Annotated in this window: 21 protein-coding genes; 6 read left to right on the forward strand and 15 right to left on the reverse strand. The window is 61.6% G+C overall.

Going from position 1 to position 20,133, the window contains the following annotated elements; all coding sequences use genetic code 11:
* The first annotated feature begins 163 nt into the window (after nt 1-163).
* Nucleotides 164-3,667, forward strand: a complete 3,504-nt coding sequence (gene carB, locus FJ425_RS28030; RefSeq protein WP_140727461.1) for a carbamoyl-phosphate synthase large subunit — start codon at nt 164-166, stop codon at nt 3,665-3,667.
* 27 nt (nt 3,668-3,694) lie between these two features.
* Here the strand turns inward: carB and FJ425_RS28035 are convergent, their stop codons facing one another.
* The 10 genes from FJ425_RS28035 to FJ425_RS28080 all read right to left on the reverse strand — a co-directional run bounded on the left by FJ425_RS28035 (nt 3,695) and on the right by FJ425_RS28080 (nt 12,987).
* Entirely contained in the window at nt 3,695-4,648 is a 954-nt protein-coding gene (locus FJ425_RS28035; protein ID WP_140727463.1) for a hypothetical protein, read from the reverse strand.
* Nucleotides 4,645-5,583, reverse strand: a complete 939-nt coding sequence (locus FJ425_RS28040) for an HD domain-containing protein (protein ID WP_140727465.1) — start codon at nt 5,581-5,583, stop codon at nt 4,645-4,647. Before FJ425_RS28040 ends, FJ425_RS28035 begins: the two co-directional genes overlap by 4 nt.
* Before the next feature lie 250 nt (nt 5,584-5,833).
* Nucleotides 5,834-6,226 (reverse strand): RidA family protein, encoded by a 393-nt coding sequence (locus tag FJ425_RS28045; RefSeq protein WP_140727467.1) that lies wholly within the window; start codon nt 6,224-6,226, stop codon nt 5,834-5,836.
* Between the two features lie 214 nt (nt 6,227-6,440).
* Nucleotides 6,441-6,995 carry a DUF4142 domain-containing protein gene (locus FJ425_RS28050; RefSeq protein WP_140727469.1) on the reverse strand — a complete coding sequence of 185 codons (555 nt, stop codon included), beginning with the start codon at nt 6,993-6,995 and terminating at the stop codon, nt 6,441-6,443.
* A gap of 114 nt (nt 6,996-7,109) precedes the next feature.
* Nucleotides 7,110-7,865, reverse strand: a complete 756-nt coding sequence (locus FJ425_RS28055; protein ID WP_140727471.1) for a DUF899 family protein — start codon at nt 7,863-7,865, stop codon at nt 7,110-7,112.
* A gap of 116 nt (nt 7,866-7,981) precedes the next feature.
* The gene (locus FJ425_RS28060) at nt 7,982-8,806 is read right to left on the reverse strand and encodes a carbohydrate ABC transporter permease (RefSeq protein ID WP_140727473.1); all 825 of its coding nucleotides are present in this window, start codon (nt 8,804-8,806) and stop codon (nt 7,982-7,984) included.
* Nucleotide 8,807: 1 nt separating this feature from the next.
* On the reverse strand, nt 8,808-9,722 hold the full coding sequence (locus FJ425_RS28065; protein ID WP_140541508.1) for a sugar ABC transporter permease: 915 nt from the start codon (nt 9,720-9,722) through the stop codon (nt 8,808-8,810).
* Nucleotides 9,723-9,745: 23 nt separating this feature from the next.
* On the reverse strand, nt 9,746-11,002 hold the full coding sequence (locus FJ425_RS28070; RefSeq protein ID WP_246678045.1) for an ABC transporter substrate-binding protein: 1,257 nt from the start codon (nt 11,000-11,002) through the stop codon (nt 9,746-9,748).
* Between the two features lie 422 nt (nt 11,003-11,424).
* Nucleotides 11,425-11,922, reverse strand: a complete 498-nt coding sequence (locus FJ425_RS28075; protein WP_140629888.1) for an N-acetyltransferase — start codon at nt 11,920-11,922, stop codon at nt 11,425-11,427.
* 39 nt (nt 11,923-11,961) lie between these two features.
* Nucleotides 11,962-12,987 carry a lytic transglycosylase domain-containing protein gene (locus tag FJ425_RS28080; RefSeq protein ID WP_140727476.1) on the reverse strand — a complete coding sequence of 342 codons (1,026 nt, stop codon included), beginning with the start codon at nt 12,985-12,987 and terminating at the stop codon, nt 11,962-11,964.
* A gap of 165 nt (nt 12,988-13,152) precedes the next feature.
* Here FJ425_RS28080 and FJ425_RS28085 point away from each other — a divergent pair, with 165 nt between their 5' ends.
* Nucleotides 13,153-13,722, forward strand: a complete 570-nt coding sequence (locus FJ425_RS28085; RefSeq protein WP_140727478.1) for a methylated-DNA--[protein]-cysteine S-methyltransferase — start codon at nt 13,153-13,155, stop codon at nt 13,720-13,722.
* A gap of 11 nt (nt 13,723-13,733) precedes the next feature.
* Here FJ425_RS28085 and FJ425_RS28090 read toward each other — a convergent pair whose 3' ends face one another.
* Nucleotides 13,734-14,060, reverse strand: coding sequence for a hypothetical protein (locus FJ425_RS28090; protein WP_140541468.1), 327 nt, complete (start codon nt 14,058-14,060; stop codon nt 13,734-13,736).
* A gap of 278 nt (nt 14,061-14,338) precedes the next feature.
* On the opposite strand from FJ425_RS28090, the gene FJ425_RS28095 reads away from it, so the two are divergent.
* From FJ425_RS28095 to FJ425_RS28105, 3 genes are all read left to right on the forward strand, one after another.
* Nucleotides 14,339-14,551, forward strand: a complete 213-nt coding sequence (locus FJ425_RS28095) for a cold-shock protein (RefSeq protein ID WP_027168154.1) — start codon at nt 14,339-14,341, stop codon at nt 14,549-14,551.
* A gap of 328 nt (nt 14,552-14,879) precedes the next feature.
* Entirely contained in the window at nt 14,880-15,080 is a 201-nt protein-coding gene (locus FJ425_RS28100; RefSeq protein ID WP_140541469.1) for a hypothetical protein, read from the forward strand.
* Nucleotides 15,077-15,331, forward strand: coding sequence for a hypothetical protein (locus tag FJ425_RS28105; protein ID WP_140629881.1), 255 nt, complete (start codon nt 15,077-15,079; stop codon nt 15,329-15,331). The genes FJ425_RS28100 and FJ425_RS28105 overlap by 4 nt, the downstream gene beginning before the upstream one ends.
* Nucleotides 15,332-15,404: 73 nt before the next feature.
* On the opposite strand, the gene FJ425_RS28110 is transcribed toward FJ425_RS28105, so the two are convergent.
* The 3 genes from FJ425_RS28110 to FJ425_RS28120 form a co-directional block, all read right to left on the reverse strand.
* Complete coding sequence (locus FJ425_RS28110) at nt 15,405-16,013, reverse strand: glutathione S-transferase family protein (protein WP_140629879.1); 609 nt, start codon at nt 16,011-16,013, stop codon at nt 15,405-15,407.
* A 193-nt stretch (nt 16,014-16,206) separates the two neighbouring features.
* Nucleotides 16,207-17,067: an EAL domain-containing protein gene (locus FJ425_RS28115; RefSeq protein WP_140629877.1), complete on the reverse strand. Its 861-nt coding sequence runs from the start codon at nt 17,065-17,067 to the stop codon at nt 16,207-16,209.
* The gene (locus tag FJ425_RS28120) at nt 17,064-17,966 is read right to left on the reverse strand and encodes an EAL domain-containing protein (protein WP_140541473.1); all 903 of its coding nucleotides are present in this window, start codon (nt 17,964-17,966) and stop codon (nt 17,064-17,066) included. Before FJ425_RS28120 ends, FJ425_RS28115 begins: the two co-directional genes overlap by 4 nt.
* Nucleotides 17,967-18,185: 219 nt before the next feature.
* On the opposite strand from FJ425_RS28120, the gene FJ425_RS28125 reads away from it, so the two are divergent.
* Nucleotides 18,186-19,388: a pyridoxal phosphate-dependent aminotransferase gene (locus FJ425_RS28125; protein WP_140727480.1), complete on the forward strand. Its 1,203-nt coding sequence runs from the start codon at nt 18,186-18,188 to the stop codon at nt 19,386-19,388.
* A 62-nt stretch (nt 19,389-19,450) separates the two neighbouring features.
* Here the strand turns inward: FJ425_RS28125 and FJ425_RS28130 are convergent, their stop codons facing one another.
* Nucleotides 19,451-19,846: a cupin domain-containing protein gene (locus tag FJ425_RS28130; protein WP_140727482.1), complete on the reverse strand. Its 396-nt coding sequence runs from the start codon at nt 19,844-19,846 to the stop codon at nt 19,451-19,453.
* Between the last annotated feature and the right edge of the window lie 287 nt (nt 19,847-20,133).

The following is a 20,133-nucleotide window of genomic DNA, read 5'->3' on the forward strand; positions in this document are numbered from 1 at the left end:
CTACTCCCCTACTCCCCTACTCCCCTCATTTTCGGGGTTACATCCGCCAAAACTCTTCCCTATAAGGCCCTCCTAGCCTGATACCAGAATCGCAAACACAACCGGCCGGGTCCTTCCCGCCCGGTTTTTCGTGCAAGCTGCTCGCCGAACGGAACCCGCAGACATGCCAAGACGCACCGACATCAAGTCGATCCTGATCATCGGGGCCGGCCCCATCGTCATCGGCCAGGCTTGCGAGTTCGACTATTCCGGCACCCAGGCTTGCAAGGCGCTGAAGGAAGAGGGCTTCCGCGTCATCCTGGTCAACTCCAATCCGGCCACCATCATGACCGACCCGGAGCTGGCCGACGCCACCTATATCGAGCCGATCACGCCCGAAGTGGTGGCCAAGATCATCGCTAAGGAGCGCCCAGACGCGCTGCTGCCGACCATGGGCGGCCAGACGGCGCTCAACACGGCGCTGTCGCTGCGCCGCATGGGCGTGCTCGAGCGCTATCAGGTGGAGATGATCGGCGCCGATGCTCATGCCATCGACAAGGCCGAGGACCGTGCGCTGTTCCGCGAGGCGATGAGCAAGATCGGCCTCGAAACGCCGAAGTCGATGCTGGCCAACGCCACCGATGTCAAGAACGCCGACCGCAAGACGCATGAGGCCGAGCGCGCCGCGCTGAAGGCCGAACATCCGGAAAATCTCGACGCCGCCCTCGATGCGCTGGAAACCCGCTGGAATCTCGGCGAAGGCGACCGCAAGCAGCGCTATATCAGCCACGCCATGGCGGTCGCCGCCCAGGCGCTCGACCATGTCGGCCTGCCGGCCATCATCCGCCCCTCCTTCACCATGGGCGGCACCGGCGGCGGCATCGCCTACAACCGCGCCGAATTCTACGACATCGTCCAGTCCGGCCTCGATGCCTCGCCCACCACCGAGGTGCTGATCGAGGAGAGCGTGCTCGGCTGGAAGGAGTATGAAATGGAGGTCGTCCGCGACAAGGCGGACAATTGCATCATCATCTGCTCGATCGAGAATCTCGATCCGATGGGCGTGCACACCGGCGATTCCATCACCGTCGCGCCGGCGCTGACCTTGACCGACAAGGAATACCAGATGATGCGCAACGCCTCGATCGCGGTGCTGCGCGAGATCGGCGTCGAGACCGGCGGCTCCAACGTGCAGTTCGCCGTCAACCCGGCCGACGGCCGGCTGGTGGTCATCGAGATGAACCCGCGCGTCTCGCGCTCGTCGGCGCTTGCCTCGAAGGCCACCGGGTTCCCGATCGCCAAGGTCGCGGCCAAGCTCGCCGTCGGCTACACGCTGGACGAGCTCGAGAACGACATCACCGGCGGCGCGACCCCGGCCTCGTTCGAGCCGACCATCGACTACGTGGTGACGAAGATCCCGCGCTTTGCGTTTGAAAAATTCCCGGGCGCCGAGCCGGTGCTGACCACCGCCATGAAGTCGGTGGGCGAAGTGATGGCCATCGGCCGAACCTTCCAGGAATCGCTGCAGAAGGCTTTGCGCGGACTGGAAACGGGTCTCACCGGATTGGACGAGATCGAGATTCCGGGCCTCGGCCACGGGAGCACCGCCGCAAGCCATGTCGACGACCGCAACGCCATCCGCGCCGCGCTCGGCACGCCGACGCCGGACCGGCTGCGCATGGTGGCGCAGGCGATCCGCATGGGCACCTCGCTCGAGGACGTGCATGCCATGTGCAAGATCGACCCGTGGTTCCTCGAGCAGATCGCCGCCATCATCGCCATGGAGGAACGCATCCGCGAGCACGGCCTGCCGCAGGATGCCGTCAATCTGCGCATGCTGAAGGCGATGGGCTTTTCCGACGCCCGCCTCGCCTCGCTGACGAAGACCGACGCGGAAGTGATTCAGAAGGCAAGGCAAAAGCTCGACGTTCATCCGGTCTACAAGCGCATCGACACCTGCGCGGCCGAGTTCGCCTCGCCGACCGCCTATATGTACTCGACCTATGAAGTGCCCTTCGTCGGCGAGCCCGCTAACGAGGCACGCGTGTCGTCGCGCAAGAAGGTCGTGATCCTCGGCGGCGGCCCGAACCGTATCGGCCAGGGCATCGAGTTCGACTATTGCTGCTGCCATGCCGCCTTCGCGCTGCGCGACGCCGGCTATGAAGCGATCATGATCAACTGCAATCCGGAGACGGTCTCGACCGACTACGACACCTCCGACCGGCTTTATTTCGATCCGCTCACGGCGGAGGACGTGCTGGAGATCCTGCGCGCCGAGCAGGCCTCGGGCGAGCTGGTCGGCGTCATCGTCCAGTTCGGCGGCCAGACGCCGCTGAAGCTGGCCGATGCGCTGGAGAAGGCCGGCATCCCGATCCTCGGCACCTCGCCCGACATGATCGACCTGGCGGAGGACCGCGACCGCTTCCAGAAGCTCTTGCACAAGCTGAACCTCAGCCAGCCGAAGAACGGCATCGCCTATTCGGTCGAGCAGGCGCGCCTTGTCGCCGGCGAGCTCGGCTTCCCGCTGGTGGTGCGCCCGTCCTATGTGCTCGGCGGCCGCGCCATGCAGATCATCCATGACGAGGGCATGCTGCAGACCTATCTGCTCGACACCGTGCCCGGCCTGGTGCCGGAGGACATCAAGCAGAAATACCCCAACGACAAGACCGGCCAGATCAACACGCTGCTGGGCAAGAACCCGCTGCTGTTCGACACCTATCTCTCCGGCGCCATCGAAGTCGATGTCGACTGCCTGTGCGACGGCAAGGATACTTTCGTCTCCGGCATTCTGGAGCATATCGAGGAAGCCGGCATCCATTCGGGCGATAGCGCCTGCTCGCTGCCGGTGCACTCGCTGCCCTCCGACCTCGTCGACGAGCTGGAGCGCCAGACGGCCGCCTTGGCGCGCGCGCTCAATGTCGGTGGCCTGATGAACGTGCAGTATGCGATCAAGGACGGCACGGTCTATGTGCTGGAGGTGAACCCCCGCGCCTCGCGCACCGTGCCCTTCGTCGCCAAGACCATTGGACGTCCGATCGCCAAGATCGCGGCTCGCATCATGGCTGGCGAGACGCTGGAAAACGCCTTCGCCCATTACGGCGCCATGCCCGATCCTAGGCGGCCCGGCCACATCGCGGTCAAGGAAGCCGTCTTCCCCTTCGCCCGTTTCCCCGGCGTCGACATCCTGCTCGGCCCGGAAATGCGCTCGACCGGCGAGGTCATGGGCCTCGACCGCGACTTTGCGCTGGCCTTCGCCAAGAGCCAGCTCGGAGCCGGTGTCGATCTGCCACGCTCCGGCACGCTCTTCGTCTCCGTGCGCGACGAGGACAAGAAGGGCATCCTGCCGGCCGTAAAACGTCTCGCCGGCCAGGGTTTCAAGGTGCTCGCCACCTCCGGCACCGCCCGCTTCCTCGCCGAGAACGGCGTGGTCGCCGAAAAGATCAACAAGGTGCTGGAAGGCCGCCCCCACATCGAAGACGCCATCCGCAACCGCCAGGTCCAGATCGTCTTCAACACGACGGACGGCCAGAAGGCGGTGTCGGACTCGAAATCGCTGCGCCGCGCGACGCTAATGCAGAAGGTGCCGTATTACACGACGCTGTCGGGTGCGGCGGCGGTGGCGGAGGCGATTGCGGCGCTGCGGGCGGGAAATCTGGAGGTTCGGCCGCTGCAGGAGTATTTTGGGTGATATCTTAGCCGATCTCTTCAGACTACTCTAAAACATGATCGCCCTGTGAATAGGATGGCTGCCATCGTAATGACGAACAAAAGCGCTTCTCAGGGACATTGAAAAATGGTGCCCATCGTTCTTAAGAGAACGAAAAAGCTCGCTTTTCCGGAGCTTCTCCCTGTTTTTGTCTTCCAATTTTTTCCGAATATCCGCCTTAGCCATCCTTTCCAAAAACTTATCGTAATACATTAGGGGTTCGAATGCATCTTCTCCCAATACATCCAATACCCTTTCAATAGGCGTCATCCGCACTAAACGTTCACAGATTGCCCTCTTCTCCCCAGCACTTCTTTGAGCAGTTTCAGCGCAAATAAGAAGCCCCGAAAAATATATCAATTTTCTCGAAAATACCAACTTTATATTTCTTATCCCCCACGGCTTTCCATCTTCCTCGGTTTTAAACTCAAAATCAACGCAGACAGTTCTGTAGTACCTTATTATATCGTTTAACAGAAAAAGAGCCAGTTGGTGATCAGTTATTTTTTCGGATATATACCTAATAAGCATAGACTTTATCAAATTGTGATAGGCTCCCACATCACCTACGCCAATTGATTCAAGTATCAATAACATCCGCCTAGTGATACTTTCGTTGCTGTCGCCTGTTCCACCAATATTTAATAATATCTCATCGTGTTGAACAACGCTATCTTCGCCAAATATCCCTGAAGAGCCCGGCAGCTTTAATTCGACCGCAATATGCGCATCTTTCCAGAGTCTCTGCATCGACTCATTCGAAGCGTTATCCCTAACTACAAAGGCGTCAAAGTCCGACCCGTTAACCATTTCCTTTCGAGCCAGCGAGCCATTTACTACCAGGAAGGTCCCCGAGTTTGCATAGGTCTCACTCAACCTAGCTAGTTTTTCCAGAGTCGTTTCCGATTCCAAATGGGCTTTCTTTATGTTGCCAAAACGCCCGTCCAGTTCTTCGATTTTCAACGCTTCCCCCTCGTTCTTATATATCTACGATACAGGTCAGAAATCGACGTCAACGCGACTGACCTGTCGATATCGAAATTTGTTTCCCGAAGTTCAAAGCTATTACCCACCTGACCATAGTACAAATCCGGCTCAAGGCCAATCTCATGAGCCAATTCACGATCACTCTTAAGAAAATCTCCGTATCCAACATCGGTTTTCTTCGACAATACCAAGTTTATATAGGAATTTTCAAACCTTGCATAAGCACCATGCTTTAGAAACTCATCATAGAACGCCCCCTTTACGTCCCAAAACCGGTCAAGATTCTCAATTTGATGCACTCCAATTTTATTTTTCTTATAGAGCTCAGAGAGAGAGTTTATTGCATCGGGAACATCAAACGGAGGCAAAAGCCGGAATGAGATCATGAAACGAAAGATACCGTCAAGGGTATCGATATTTATTGGGTTGTGAAATATCCATCCGAGATCTTTGTCAGTACCAAGGCTAATCGCGAGAACCCTATCATCATTTAAGCCGAATTTCGATAGTATCGAAGATACCCCCATCCTTGAATCAGAAAGTATGAACTCTAATATAACCCTGTGATTGATTTTTGGGTTTATTTTCTTAAAAGCTCGCTCAGTGCTGTGCGAGAAAGGGCTATGACCCAGGTCATGGCATATAGAGGCAGCTATCACATACAGCCTTTCTTCCGGAGAAAGGCCTATGCTGTCTATAAGGCGTTGAGAGAGCAGGAGGACACCAATGGTATGATCTGATCGCGAAAAATGCCAAGTACTATCTCTAGATTTGTGGAAATTATAATAATCTATCGCACCTAGAAAAGAAACTTCCTGCAATCTCGCAAAAGCTTCAGACCTTATCAGAGACCGTATAAGATCTCTCTCGGTCTCTTCCATTCTAGATTTTTTTTCTGATATGAAGGTCATCGTTTCATCTAATACGCAAGGTCGCCCCAGATTTATTGCCGTATTTTAAGAACTGACAGCGATACCCACTTACGTCCCCAGGCCGAGATTGCAGCTTACCACGTGAGGGTATTTCTGTCATAACGGCAATGCCCTCCGATGTGTGCATCTGATGACGCAGAGAGCGGAACCCATTGGTTAGATAGATGCTGCCTAGCGTGTTAGCAATTGCCACCCGAGCCCCCTTTTTCGTTGTGGGAATAGGAAAGGTTCACGCCACCGCCGCACACTCGATCTCAATGTCAGACTCCATCGGCCAGGACGCCACCGGCACGAAACTCCGCGCCGGCGGGTTCACGCTGAAATACCGGGCATACACCCTGTTTATTGCGTTGTAGAAGCCGGAATTGACGGCGTAGATGCGCACCATCACCACCTTGTCCAGCGAGGTGCCGGCCGCTTCCAGGCAATGTTTCAGCGCCTTCAGCGACGCCTCCGTCTGGGTCTCGATGTCGCCGCGCACCATCTCGCCGGTCGCCATGTCGACCGGCGGCGTCGCCGAGATGAACACGAAGCCGTTGGCCCGCACCGCCGTCGAGCACGGCAGGCCGAGCGAGCGCACCTTGGCCGACATTACGGGTACTTCGATGACTTCCTTGTCCATGGCGGCGCTCCCTTGTTTGGGGGCGAGCTATCGCGGCAGTGTGGGGACGCCAGCCTTCCCTTCCCCCCTTGTGGGGGAAGGTGGATCGGCGCGTAGCGCCGAGACGGATGAGGGGTGTTCCAGCGAAGTGAGGCGTCGGCATTCCCTGGAACACCCCTCATCCGGCCGCTTCGCGGCCACCTTCTCCCACAAGGGGAGAAGGCAAGGGCGGCCCTCACTGGTGCGCGACCGCCAGTTCCTTCACATGCTTCTCGTGCATCTTCAGCACCGGCAGCGTCTTCTTGGCGAATTCCTTCATCGCCGGGTCGTCGCCTGAATTGGCGTAGGTGGAAAACAGCGCCACCGCATCCTTATGCGCGTCAGCCTGCATCTTGATGTATTTGGCGTCGAATTCCTTGCCGGTGGCAGCCTTCAAGTCATCGAGCAGCTGCTGCTCCTTGGGCTGCAGCGCGGGGCCGGCCGGCTTGATCGACGCCGTGGTCTGGCCCTGGCTGAGCGCGGCCTTGAAGTCCTCGCCGGCCTTGCTGTGATCCTTGATCATCTGCGCGGCGAAAGCCTTGACGTCGGCCGACGCCGACTTCTCTTGCGCCAGCTTGCTCGACTCGATCTCGAACATATTGGCATTCGGCACCGTCGTGACGAAGGTCTGAGTGTCGACCTTGTTCTCGGTCACCATCGGTCCCACGGCATCTGAATTGTCCGACTGGGCGAACGCGGCGGGCGCGCCGGCAACAAGCGCGACGGCGACCAGGGGCAGCAGCGTTTTCATCTCGATCTCCGATCCGAAACAGCCCCTCCGCCTTCCCCAACGCGGCACCGGCCCCAGGGTTGCCTAAGAGGTTGCCTCGAAAGGAAGCGCGGGGGCCTGGCGCCCGCACCGCCATCAGTGGCAATGCGCGCCGGGAGCGAGCCCGGCATATTGCAGCTGCTCGTGCCAGTCCGGCCGCCCTTCGGGCGTGAAATCCATCAGGTTCCACAGGATCTCGCAGGTGCCGATGGCGCGCGGGTCCTGTCCCGGCTCTGTCGGCGCGAAGCCGAGCTCCGACGACCAGAAATGCCGGATGCCGTCACCATCGCGGTGGAACACCGAAAGCAGCGGTATCTGCGCGCCCTCGGCGGTTTCGGAGTTGTAGTCGCGCTTGAAAGCGTTGCCGGCGGACGAGACGAGCCGCATGTTTCGCCAGCCGCGGTCGCGGCCGAGCGCCGTCAGATTGTCGAGCCCGGTCTTCGCCACCACGGCAAAGTTGAAGCCCGCCGCTTCGAGATGGCCGATCGCGCCGTCGAACTGGTCGAGCAGTGCCGTGCAGGACGGGCATGGCTGGTCCTGCCGGGCAAGCTTCGCCGTCTCGCCACCCGTTGCCACCTCGCGCGTCTCCTGCGGATGGCGCGGGAACATCATCTGATAGAGGATCAGCGTATCCTTGCCCGGCGCGAACAGGTCCGACAGCTTGACTTTCGCCGACTGGCCCTGGTCGTCCAGGGCGTCGAACACATAGTCCTGCGACACCAAGCCACCCGGCGGCAAAGCGCGCCTTGCCTCCGCCACCGCTTCCATGGCGCGGCGCAGCTCGATTTCCTTGCGCAGCAATTTTTCGCGCGCGGTGCGATATTTGGCGGATTCATTGGGAAAGGTGATCATGATCGTCTCCTGGCGCCGGCGTCCCGGCGCGGGTTGCTCTACGATCCAAGGACGGCTCGCCGCGACCTGATCCGACATTTCGGCACACGCTTTCCGGTCACTTTTTCGCGTCGCATCTAGCCTTTGACGCCGCCAGCCGTAAGACCCGACACGATCCTGCGCTGGAAGACGAGCACCAGCGCCACCAGCGGCACGGTGACGATCACCGAGGCGGCCATGATGTTGCCCCACGGAATCTCGAACTGTGAATTGCCGGAGAGCAGCGCGATCGCCACCGGCACGGTGCGCTGCGTGTTGGTGGAGGTGAAGGTGAGCGCGAAGAGGAATTCGTTCCAGGCGCTGATGAAGGCAAGCAGCCCGGTGGTGGCTAAAGCCGGCCACATCAACGGCAGGAAGATGCGCGTGAGGATGGTCCATGGTCCGGCGCCGTCCAGGATCGCCGCTTCCTCGATCTCGACCGGCAGGTCGCGCACGAAGGTGGTGAGCACCCAGACCGTGAACGGCAGCGTGAAGATCATGTAGGACAGGATGAGCGCCAAGAGTGAATTGTAGAGATGCAGCGCCCGGATGATCTCGAACAGCCCGGCGAGTGCCGCGACCTGCGGAAACATCGACACCGACAGGATGGCCAGCATCAGCGCCGAGCGCCCGCGGAAGCGGATGCGCGCCAGCGCGTAGGCCGCCGTGACGCCGAGCAGCAGCGAGACCGCGACGACCGCGCCGGAGACGATCAGCGAATTGACGAGATTGCGCAGGAAGGGACCTTCGGTCAGCACGTTGCGGTAATTGGCAAGGCCGAACGATCGCGGCCACAGGCCTGCCTGGAACAGCTCTGTTCCCGATTTCAGGCTGGTGACGATTGCGTAGTAGAACGGAAACACCGCGACGAAAACGATCGCCAGGAGCAGCAAGTAGAAGCCGGCGCGCTTCAGCATCTTCATATCAGCGCCCTCCGTCGAAACTCAGCCGGCCGATGCGGATATAGGCGATGGTGAGCAGGCCGATGATCAGGAAAAGCAGCGTCGAGGCCGCCGAGCCATAGGCAAACTTGTCGAACTCGAACAGGTTCTCGCGCGCGAAGATCGACATCGACTTGGTCTGCACATTGTTGGGCGTCAGAACGTAGATCAGGTCGAAGATGCGCAGCGCGTCGAGCGCGCGGAAGATCACCGCCACCATCACCGCCGGCCGGATCAGCGGCAAGGTCACCCGCCAGAAGATCTGCCACGGGTTGGCGCCGTCGAGCTTCGCCACCTCGAGGATCTCGCGCGGCAGCATCTGCAGGGCCGCCAGGATCAGCAGCGCCATGAACGGCGTCGTCTTCCAGATGTCGACGATCAGCACGGCGATCATCGCCGTATCGGCATTGGCGGTCCAGGCGATCTTGGTGTCGATCAGGCCGAGATTGAGAAGCGCGACATTGATGATGCCGAACTGGTCGTTGAGCATCCACTGCCACATCTTGGCCGAGACGATGGTCGGGATCGCCCAGGGAATGAGGATCGCTGCCCGCACGATGCCGCGTCCCGGGAATTCGGTGTTGAGCGCAAGCGCCACGATCATGCCCAGCACCGTCTCGCAGGTCACCGACACCGCGGCAAAGCGCACCGTGTTCCACACCGCGCGCCACCAGACCGGATCGACGAGCAGCCCGTCATAGAGCAGGCGGCCGCTCGGCAGGCGCAGCACCGAGAAATAGTTGTCGAAGCCCACCCATTGCCTTGCGTCGAGATCGGCCAGCGAAGCATCGGTGAAACCGTAATAGACCGTGCGCAGGAACGGCCAGCCGGCAACGGCAGCGAGCACGAGAAGCATCGGCGCGAGGAACAGCCAGGCCGTGCGCACGCGTCGGCGCATCAGCGGCGATCGCCTTGCCGCGCTCACCAGCCCTTGCCTTTCAGCCTGGTCAGCCTCGCCCCGAGATCGGCCAAATTGTCGGCGGCGGCGCCTTGGCCTGAGATCGTGTCGTGCACGGCAGTCCAGAACTGGCTGGATGCCTCGTTGTACTTGATCCTGGCGGTTGCCGACGGCCTTGGCTGCGCGTTGAGAAAAATCTCTTTCCAGCGCGGCACGATCGGCTGCTGCCGGGCGATGTCGGGGTCGTCATAGAGCGCCGGAATGGTCGGCAGGTTGGACGTTCTCAGCGTCCGGTATTTCTGCATCTCGCGCGACGCGATGAACTTGACCAGATCGATCGCCTCGTCTGGATGTTTCGAATATCTGGAGACGGCAAGATTCCAGCCGCCCAGGGTGGCGGCGGGATGCCCGCCTTCGCCGGCCGGCAGCGGCGCCACGTCGAACTTGCCCTTGATCGGCGAATTCTCGCTGTTGCCAAGCGCATAGGCGTATGGCCAGTTGCGCATGAAGACGGCATTGCCGGTCTGCCAGACGCCGCGCGTTTCTTCCTCCTGATAGGCGAGCACGCCCGGCGGCGCGATCGTGCCGATCCAGCCCTTGACCATGTCGAGCGCCGCGGCCGCCTTTGGATTGTCGATGGAGATTTCACCGTTCGGCTCGATGATCCGACCGCCGCCATTCGACATCACCCATTCGAGCGCGTTGCAGGTCAGCCCCTCATAGGCGTTGCCCTGGAAGACGAAGCCCCAAATGTCCTTGTTGCCGGCCGCCCGCTCCTTGTTCATCACAAGCTTGGCGGTATCGGCCAGCTCCTTCCAGGTGGTCGGCACCTTGGCGCCGTATTTGTCGAGCAGATCCTTGCGGTAGTAGAGCGCCGGCGCATCGGTGAAGATCGGCAGCGCGACCAGCCTGCCGTTGACCGTCTGCGATTGGATGATCGACGGGAAATGCTCGCCCACCACATCCCTGGTCGCCTCGGTCAGGTCGACCAGCTGGCTGGCAAGCTGCGGCGCCCAGATCACGTCGGTCTGGTAGACGTCGATATCGCTGCTGCCGGCGGCGAGCCAGAGCCGGTATTGGCCGAACTGGTCGGTGGTCGAAGGCGGGATGACGACGATATCAACCTTGTTGCCGCTCTTCTTCTCGTAACGATCGAGTATCTCGCGCAACACTTTGATGCCGTTGCCCGTATCGCCCGACACGATCGACAGTTCCACGGCTCGCGCCTGAACAGCGCCGAGCAGGATGCCGGCGGCCAGGAATGCTGAAGCGAGTTTCACAGGATTGCGGACCTCCCTGCGCGACCGGCGACGCATAGATCGCGGCTCATCAAGGCCCCTGCGTTGAATGCGCGACGCCGCTTAGGGTTCCCGCGCTTGTGCGTGCCGACCGGGCCGGCGGGTCGGTGAAGCCGATCTCGGTTGGCTCGACCGCGTCGGCGGCCCGTTCCGTCCGCCTCGCTTCACGCAAAGCGGACGGGCTCCGAAACCCCCGCCCCGGAGCCCGCCTGGGAGTGGCTGACGCATGCCGGCACAGCCTCCTCCGACGCCTTGCCCGCGTCGATCCGCCGATCGGCCGCCCGGCACGACGACGAATTAGCATGCCCTAACGTCAGCCTATGTGAAGGAGTTCACAATGTCCGGGCGCAGGCGATTGCAAGCCGCGCCGGGAGCCTCGAATCCGGCCCGCCGCGCTTTGCGCGTCAGCCTTCCCAGTCGACCGGGATCATGCCGAGCCGCTCGTAGAGCCTGAAGGCCGCGGTGCTCTTCACCGTGTTGGTCTTGAGATCGACATGGGTCGCCCCGCGCTCGCGAAAGGTCAGGAACACCTGCCGCATCAGCGCCTCGCCGAGGCCCTGCCGTCTCGATTCCGGATGCACGGCGAGATCTTTGACGAAACCGGATGTCCAGCAGAGCGCCGCGCCCGCCAGCAGCCCTTTGCCGTCGATCGCCAGGAAACAGAGAGCGGGATCGAACTCCGCATCGCCGGCAATGCGCGGCCACCATTCGTCGAACGGCCCGTCGGCGCCGTCGTCGAACACCTCTTCCAGCAGCGCGTGCAAAGCCTGCGCGTCCCGGTGATCGAACGCACGCATGACGAAACCCTGCGGCCAGTGCGGCGCGGTCAGCGTGTCGTCGAGCAGCTTGCGCAGGCGGATGTCGTTGGCAGCCGGCGGGCGGGGCGTTGTGTTTTCATGCATGGCGCTGTCTCGAAACGCCGCGCGGAACCGTCCGTCCGCTCAGGCGTCGGGTGGCAGGCGGTGCCGCTTGCGGTCGGTGCCCAGGCCAGTCGCCTCGAGCAGGCCTTTGCGCTTGGCATCGTAGTAATAGCCGGTCTGGTAGAGCATGTCGGCCCGCTTGGCGTTGCCGCCCGAAACCAGCCAGGCGCCGCGCAGATACTTGACCGCATATTTGAGATTGGTCTCGGCGTCGAACAGGCCGGTCGCCGGTCCGTCATAGCCCATGCCGCGAGCCGTCGCGTGCTTGATCTGCATCAGCCCCCAATGTCCATGATTGTAGGCTTTCGGGTTGAAGGTGCTTTCACGATTGACGACATGGCGCACCAGGTCGATCGGCACTTCATAGATCGCCGAATATTTTTCGATCAGCCGTTCGATCTCGCCGCGCGGGCCGCTGGCGTGCTGCTCGGGTTGGCCAGGTGCCGCAAGCAGCGCCGGATTTTCCAGCATCATATAGGCGACCTGCTGGACGCCGGGCATCGGGGCGACTTTCGCCGACTGGCCGGTGACCGGCATAGCGACGCCTGCGGTCGTATAGACTGCCGCTCGGCTGATGGATGCCGCTCGGCTGATGGATCCAGGGCCGGTCGGCGAGCCGCCGGCGCTCAGCACCGGCGGCGGCGGAAACTGGCCGGCCATCGGCGTCGCTCCGGCGAAGGCCGCGGGCTGAGCCAGCGCCGCGGCCGGCGCGCCAGGTTGGACAGGCGGCGGCAAAAGCGCGCTTTGCGTCGCGGGCGCGCTTTGCGTCGCCAATGCGCTTTGCGTCGCGGGCGCGCCTGGCGTGGTCGCCATGGCGACGACATCGCCGGCCAGCGCCGCAGTCTGCACCTGCGCGAGACCCGAAGGTTCCGGCAGCACGGCCACCGTTTCGGGCAGCGCGAGCGTCGGCGTGTCGTCCGCAACAGCAGGCGTCGAGGCTTCCGCAAGCGCGGGCGCGGCCTTCATCTGCGAGGTCGAGGTGCAGCCGCTGAGACCGGCTGCTGCGACGAGCACGCCTATCGCGGTGGATATGATTTTAGCGGGCAAGCCGTGCGGGTCCGGTTTGTCGGTTGTTAAGGAGTCCTTACACCAGCGATTCACACCCGGCAATCGGGGCCACCCGGCGGTTTTCGGGTGGCGACAACAGGGCCGAAGTGCCATATTGTTCTGGATATGTACTCGTTTTTCGCTGTTTTGCGGAAGGAATACGTCATGAAACCCACATCCCAGATCACGGCCGGCCACGCAGTGTTAGAAACAGTGATCGGCTTTATGGGGATAGCCTGGAGCGAGAAGGGCCTGATCCGGCTTTGCCTGCCGGAGCGCAGCCGCGAAACGGTCGAGCGCCGGCTGCTTCGCCACCCCGGCGTCTCGGCCTCGACAGACCAGCCGTCCTGGGTGGTCGATCTGATCGCCGCGATCAAGGCCTATGCGGCCGGCGAGGACGTCGACTTCTCCGGCGTGCCGGTCGATCTCGACGGCATCGATGATTTCCGCCTTGCCATCTACGACGCGGCGCGCAAGCTCGGCTTCGGCGAGACCACCACCTATGGTGAATTGGCCAAGCGCGCCGGCCATGCGGGCCTTCCGCGCGAAACGGGCGCGGCACTCGGCGCCAATCCGGTGCCGCTGGTCATTCCGTGCCATCGCATCCTGGCGGCCGGCGGCAAGATCGGCGGCTTCTCCGCGCCCGGCGGCTCAGCCACCAAGGAAAGGATGCTGGCCATGGAAGGCGTTCGCGTCGGCCCGCCGCCGGCGGGGCAGGCGACATTCGGTTTCTAAGGCGCTGCGTATCAGTCCTGTAGGAACCGGCGGCGGAAGCGCCGCTCGAAATCCGGCCGCTTGCAGACATAGACCATGCAGGACCTGGCGTCGGCACTCGGCACATAGGCGCGTGCCCTCACCTCGCCCGCGTTGCAGAAACGCTCGTCGCGCACATAGCGGTCGTAGAGCGGCAGCCCCGGCACGCGCGTCGACTGGTAGCGCAGGATGACGGCGCCCTGTCTGGCGATCGTCGCCTGCACCCGGTCGCAGCTCATGCGCGTCGGATCGTAGCGCGTCACCGCCTGCGCTTCCGCGGCAAGCAGCAGGAAGCAGGCGGCAAGCAGAATGGTCTTCATGGCTTCTCTCCTCGGACGGGCAAGCATCGCATCCCTTCACAACGCGGCACCGCTGTCAAAACTTCCATGCTTGTATTCCGCTCGATCCGGGATGCGGGGCAGCGTCCAGGCAACCCGTCTTGTTTTCTTGCTCAAACTATCCTATATCCGCAGCATTGAATTTGGCCGATCGATCGGGCCGCGATCTTCGCGTTTGCTGACGTCTATCTCCAAAATTTCGATACCGCCGGCCGGACGTTGGTCCGGTCAAACAAAAGCAAATGTGAAGGGCATTCTATATGGCAACTGGTACGGTCAAGTGGTTCAACGCCACCAAGGGCTACGGCTTCATCCAGCCTGACAATGGCGGCGCGGACGTTTTCGTCCACATCTCCGCTGTCGAGCGCGCTGGCATGACGAGCCTGGCTGAAGGCCAGAAAATCAACTTCGAGATCGAGCAGGACCGCCGCACCGGCAAGTCAGCTGCTGGGTCTCTTAGCAAGGCAGCCTGATTTGGCTTAAGCATTTTGCGGCCAAGCGGAATCGCTTGGCGTTGCAGAAATGCGGCTAAGCAAAGGCGCGCGCCGGACGAAGGTTCGGGGCGCGCGGCAAGTCACGGATGTACTGACGGTCGCGCGAGAAGCGCGCCGGAGCGAAAAGACCCGACAAGCTGGAACAGCAGATAGCTGCCGGCCCGGACCAGACGCTCCCGATCAGGCTACCGGCAGAGGAAGGCGGGCATTGCCCGCCTTTTTTGTTGTCTGGATTTTGGCGAGTTCTTCTCCGGTCCCAGCAGGCCCACGGGTGGCACTTTTGGCCCACCAGTGCTATTATTGACGCATGACCAAACTCGAACAGATCGAAAAATCCGTCGCCGAGCTGAGCCCTGAAGAGCTGAAGGCATTTGCCGCCTGGTTCGAGGCTCTGCGGGCCGATTTGTGGGACAAGCAGATCGAAGCCGACGCGAAAGCGGGCCGGCTGGACAAGCTTGCAGAACAAGCACTGGCTGAGCATCGCGCGGGTCGGACTCGGCCCCTGTGAATTACTCTGCCGCCCCTTCGTTTTGGGACGCATACGATAAACTACCTAAAGCAATCAGGATGAAGGCTGACAGCAGCTTCGCCAAGCTGCGTGCAGATCCGTTTCATCCTTCGCTCCATTTCAAGCGAGTTGGACGTTACTGGTCAGCTCGAGTTGATCTGGACTACCGCGCTGTTGCAGTCCGTGACCAGGACGACATGATCTGGTTTTGGATCGGCACCCACTCCGAGTATGAACGCCTTTTGAAATAGCCGCTTACGGCTGTATGCATGCAAAGCGGCTCGCTGGCGCGCCCATACAGGTTGGGTGCAAAGCGGTGAGGAATTATCCCTTCCACTCGATCGGCACATGCCCCTTATCCGCCTCGACGCGCTTCAACCAGGCGGCGACCGCCGGATAGGCATCCAACTGGAAGCCGCCCATCCCGGCGGTGTGGGTATAGGCGTATAAGGCGATGTCGGCGACGCTGTAGGCGCTGCCGGCGAAGAATTCGTTCTGCTTCAGATGCTGGTTCATCACGCTGAGCGCCTTGTTGCCGCGCTCCAACGTCTGCGCCAATCGTTCCGGCGTGGCGTCCTTCGCCCGTTCCGGGAAGGTCAGCAGCGCCTTGCGCACCGCGATATAGGGCTCGTGGCTGTATTGCTCGAAGAATAGCCATTGGTAAGCCAGCGCACGTTCATACTTGTCAGTCGGCAGGAAGCGCGTCCCTTCCGCGAGATAAAGCAGGATGGCGTTGCTTTCAGCGATACGCCTGCCGTCGTCGAGCTCGAGCATCGGCACCATCGCATTCGGATTCTTGGCGACATAGTGGGCCTTGCGCGTCTCGCCGGTATGCGAGCTCACCTCTACCCGGGTGAAAGGAATGCCGAGCTTGGCCAGCAACAGCCGCGGCTTATAGCAATTGCCACTGTCGGCCATGTCGTAAAGGATCATCCCACATACCTCGCAAGTCGTCTGAAGCCATTTCAGCACGGCTCTAACGTGCCCAGGCGAGACCATCCAGTGATTTGTATTTGAGAAGAACCATCAGCGGCGCTGATATGTTTTCAGCGTCTGCATCAGCGATGCTGACGCACTTTTTGGGATCGAGCTTCAGCGATGCTGATGCACCTTTTGGCATTGAGCATCAGCGACGCTGATGCAGGGGCACGACCTTGTTGCCGGCGCCGATCAGAGCGTCGACCGAAAGCGGTTCTTCCTTGAAGATCGTGCCGGCGAGCGCCGGGCGGGCGAGATGGAAACCTTGCAGCAGGTCGACGCCGCCCTCGAGCGCGACGCGCAAGTGCTGTGCATTCTCGATGCCCTCGACCAGCACTTTGGCGCCGCGCTCGTGCAGCATCGCCACCAACGGCCGGAAGAAGCGTTCGGCGGCGGCATGGCGGCAGAGCTCGCCAAACCAGGCGCCATCGATCTTGACGATGTCGGGTGCAAGCAGATCGATGCGCGCCTCGGTCGAATGCCCCGTGCCGAAATCGTCGATGGCGATGCGGATGCCGTCGCGCCGCATTTCGCGCACCAGGCTGGCAAGAACCTGGTCATCGGCTGCCTGTTCGGTGATCTCGCAGACCAGCAGGCTGGGCTCAAGCTCCAGATCGCCGAGATGCCTGGTCATCAGCCGGATCTCGGCGAGCGCCCGTCCGAGATGGTCGTTGATGGTCGGATTATAGTTGAAGAACAGCGTCAATCCCTCGACGCCGATGTTGCGATAATTGCCGAGATGCAGCATCCGGCACATCGTTTCGACAAACAGAAGGTCGGGCGCGGGAATGCTGCCGAAGAAGACCGAAGCAGCTACCGGCTGCGCGACGCGGCGCGGCTCGATCAGCCCCTCGACGGCGACGGCTCTGAGCACCCTGCCCTCCGGGGCGAAGATCGGCTGATAGGCGCTCCACAGCCGGAACTCGCCATAGACGCCGAACTGGAGGCCGATCTCGTCGGCGAAGATCGCCTCGGCGACGTTGCGCCGCCTGTCTGGTTGTCCGCTCATGGCGCGACCTTGCGCCCGAACACCCTTGCCGGCCGTCCGTGCAGCGTTGGCGCCGCCGGGCTTGCGGCGGCCGGTGCCTTGCTGTCTTCGCTCGAGGGCTGCTGCGCGCCCTTGCCGAAGACGCGAAAGCTGGTGGGGGCAAGTTCCGGCCGGGCAAGCACGTAGCCCTGCACCATGGAGGCGCCGGACCTCTCGGCTAGCTCCAACTGCCAGCCTTCCTCGATACCTTCGAAGACGGTGCGGATGCCCTGGTTCTCGAAACTCTGCACCATCGCCGTCAGCAAGGCGAAGCCGGCGCCGGACTCCATCAGATGGGTAATCCAATTCGCATCGAATTTGACGATGTCCGGCTTGAGTTCCTTGATCCGATTGATGTCGGAATCATCGGCGCCATAGTCGTCCACCGCGATGCTGAAGCCATTGGCCCTCAGCGCCTCGACAAAACCGTAGAGCGCTTCCTGAGAAGCCGATTTCTGCTCGGTGACCTCGCAGACGATGCGGCGCGGATCGATACCGGCTTCGTGCAGCACCAGCCGCATGTCGCGCAACGCCTTGTCGGCGATGTGGCGATCGGTGAAGACAGACGGGTCGAAATTGACGAAGATAGAGGCCTCTTGCGGCAGGCAGGCACCGGCGTTCAGAAGATGCAGCGTGCGCGTCAGCGCCTCGATATGCAGCCGGTCGGCCGCCGGGCAGGTGCCGAAAAATGTCGCCGGCGACTGCGGCTCGCCGTCGCGGAACGGCCGGATCAGCCCTTCGAAAGCGGCGACCGAAAGCTTGCCCTCCTTGAAGGCGAAGATCGGCTGGAACGCGCTCTGCAACGTATAGATGCCCCAGACACCGGTCGAGGTGCCGTCATCATGACGGATGATGTGGGCGAGCCCGATGCTGCGCGACAAGGTTTCTCGCTCCGCGAATAGGCGCAATCCGATCTGCGATCCTGCCAGCCAAGGGTTTACCGGCCGTTGATGAATTTAGCGTTGCCGCTCACGCAGGCTGACTTTGGTCACGCCTCCTTGACCTCTGGCTCATCGTACAATGCTTGCGCTCCGCGCGATGATGCGACATGAGAGGCGCCGCGGCCGCTCCTGGCCGCTTTTCCTAGGAGACATTTCGTCATGGCCTTTCTCGCCGACGCCCTTTCCCGCGTTAAGCCTTCCGCGACCATCGCGGTGACGCAGAAAGCGCGCGAGCTGAAAAATGCCGGCCGTGACGTGATCGGCCTCGGCGCCGGCGAACCGGACTTCGATACGCCCGACAACATCAAGAACGCGGCGATCGAGGCGATCCGCCGCGGCGAGACCAAATATCCGCCGGTTTCCGGCATCGTGCCGTTGCGCGAGGCGATCGCGAAAAAATTCAAGCGCGAGAACAATCTCGACTACCGGCCGGAGCAGACCATCATCGGCACCGGCGGCAAGCAGATCCTGTTCAACGCCTTCATGGCGACGCTGAACCCGGGCGACGAGGTCATCATTCCCCGCCCTTATTGGGTGAGCTATCCTGAAATGGTGGCGATCTGCGGCGGCACGTCGGTGTTCGCCGACACCTCGATCGACAACGGCTTCAAGCTCACGCCGCAAGTGCTGGAAGAGGCGATCACGCCGAAAACCAAATGGCTGCTGATGAACTCGCCGTCTAACCCGTCGGGCGCCGCTTACACGGAGGCCGAGCTTCGGGCGCTGGCCGACGTGCTGCTCAAGCATCCGCATGTTTGGACGTTGACCGACGACATGTATGAGCACCTGACCTATGGCGATTTCGTCTTCAAGACCATCGCCGAGGTCGAGCCGAACCTCTACGAGCGCACGCTGACCATGAACGGCGTATCGAAGGCCTATGCCATGACTGGCTGGCGCATCGGCTATGCAGCCGGCCCGGTGCCGCTCATCAAGGCGATGGACATGATCCAGGGCCAGCAGACCTCGGGCGCCTGCACCATCGCGCAATGGGCTTCCGTCGAGGCGCTCAACGGCCCGCAGGATTTCATTGCGAAGAACAAGGCGATCTTCCAGGGCCGGCGCGACCTCGTGATCTCGATGCTCAACCAGGCGCGCGGCATCTCCTGCCCGTCGCCGGAAGGCGCCTTCTATGTCTACCCGTCCTGCGCCCAGCTGATCGGCAAGAAGACCAAGACGGGCAAGGTGATCGACAATGACGAGGCCTTCTGCTCCGAGCTGCTGGAGGCCGAGGGCGTCGCGGTGGTGTTCGGCTCGGCCTTCGGCCTCGGACCGAACTTCCGCATCTCCTACGCCACGTCGGATGCCTTGCTGGAAGAAGCCTGCACGCGCATCCAGCGCTTCACCGCGTCGCTGACCTGATCGGCTGCCCGGCCGGCCAGCAAGAAAACCCGGCGCCGCGCCGGGTTTTTCTTAGGCGCCGATCAGCCGCCATATTGCTCGTCGGAAACCTGCTCCAGCCAGTCGGCGTGAACGCCTTCCAGCGCCTCCTGCATGGCGATATGCGTCATGGCGGTTTTCCGGCCGGCGCCATGCCAGTGCTTTTCGCCCGGCGCGAAGGAAATGACATCCCCTGCCCTGATCTCCTGCACCGGGCCGCCCAAGCTTTGCGCCAGGCCGGCGCCGGCAGTGACATAGAGCGTCTGTCCAAGCGGATGCGTGTGCCAATGGGTGCGCGCGCCGGGCTCGAAGCTGACCAGCGTCGCTCTCAGCCGCGCCGGCGCCTCTTTCTCGATGATCGGCGTCTGCAGCACCCGCCCGGTGAAATATGTCTCCGGCGCGACGATCGTCGGCACGCTGCCGCACGCAATGAGCTTCATCGTTCAGATCCTCTCGAACAGAGCGCCCCGCGCGGCGTCTCACGCGATAGTTTCACCTCGCCGGGAGACCGTTGCAACCGGCTTTGAGCCATTGCCCGGCGGCAACCTCGATTTCTCATTCGCGCAGCGGGCGGATTGCAGCATTAGAATGTCAGAGAACTGTCATAAATAGTTGCCTTTTAACCATAAAATCGCGATCCCCACTCAGCGGCAAAGGAATAAATCGAGGCAGCCGCCACGCTCAGCGTTTCTTAACGGCTGAGGTCCTAGCCATGTCGCGTGCTGTG

It is taken from the genome of Mesorhizobium sp. B2-7-2 (genome assembly GCF_006440775.1).
Taxonomy (GTDB): domain Bacteria; phylum Pseudomonadota; class Alphaproteobacteria; order Rhizobiales; family Rhizobiaceae; genus Mesorhizobium.

What these genes read in the sequence shown, in the direction of transcription:
- FJ425_RS28110 (WP_140629879.1), bottom strand. Translation starts at nt 16,013, where the DNA reads ATGATCCTTTACGACATGGCCGACAGTGGCAATTGCTATAAGCCGCGG.
- FJ425_RS28130 (WP_140727482.1), bottom strand. Translation starts at nt 19,846, where the DNA reads ATGAAGCTCATTGCGTGCGGCAGCGTGCCGACGATCGTCGCGCCGGAG.
- FJ425_RS28090 (WP_140541468.1), bottom strand. Translation starts at nt 14,060, where the DNA reads ATGAAGACCATTCTGCTTGCCGCCTGCTTCCTGCTGCTTGCCGCGGAA.
- FJ425_RS28095 (WP_027168154.1), top strand. Translation starts at nt 14,339, where the DNA reads ATGGCAACTGGTACGGTCAAGTGGTTCAACGCCACCAAGGGCTACGGC.
- FJ425_RS28045 (WP_140727467.1), bottom strand. Translation starts at nt 6,226, where the DNA reads ATGGACAAGGAAGTCATCGAAGTACCCGTAATGTCGGCCAAGGTGCGC.
- FJ425_RS28075 (WP_140629888.1), bottom strand. Translation starts at nt 11,922, where the DNA reads ATGCATGAAAACACAACGCCCCGCCCGCCGGCTGCCAACGACATCCGC.
- FJ425_RS28055 (WP_140727471.1), bottom strand. Translation starts at nt 7,865, where the DNA reads ATGATCACCTTTCCCAATGAATCCGCCAAATATCGCACCGCGCGCGAA.
- FJ425_RS28100 (WP_140541469.1), top strand. Translation starts at nt 14,880, where the DNA reads ATGACCAAACTCGAACAGATCGAAAAATCCGTCGCCGAGCTGAGCCCT.
- FJ425_RS28050 (WP_140727469.1), bottom strand. Translation starts at nt 6,995, where the DNA reads ATGAAAACGCTGCTGCCCCTGGTCGCCGTCGCGCTTGTTGCCGGCGCG.
- FJ425_RS28125 (WP_140727480.1), top strand. Translation starts at nt 18,186, where the DNA reads ATGGCCTTTCTCGCCGACGCCCTTTCCCGCGTTAAGCCTTCCGCGACC.
- carB (WP_140727461.1), top strand. Translation starts at nt 164, where the DNA reads ATGCCAAGACGCACCGACATCAAGTCGATCCTGATCATCGGGGCCGGC.
- FJ425_RS28040 (WP_140727465.1), bottom strand. Translation starts at nt 5,583, where the DNA reads ATGACCTTCATATCAGAAAAAAAATCTAGAATGGAAGAGACCGAGAGA.
- FJ425_RS28065 (WP_140541508.1), bottom strand. Translation starts at nt 9,722, where the DNA reads ATGCGCCGACGCGTGCGCACGGCCTGGCTGTTCCTCGCGCCGATGCTT.
- FJ425_RS28115 (WP_140629877.1), bottom strand. Translation starts at nt 17,067, where the DNA reads ATGAGCGGACAACCAGACAGGCGGCGCAACGTCGCCGAGGCGATCTTC.
- FJ425_RS28060 (WP_140727473.1), bottom strand. Translation starts at nt 8,806, where the DNA reads ATGAAGATGCTGAAGCGCGCCGGCTTCTACTTGCTGCTCCTGGCGATC.
- FJ425_RS28085 (WP_140727478.1), top strand. Translation starts at nt 13,153, where the DNA reads ATGAAACCCACATCCCAGATCACGGCCGGCCACGCAGTGTTAGAAACA.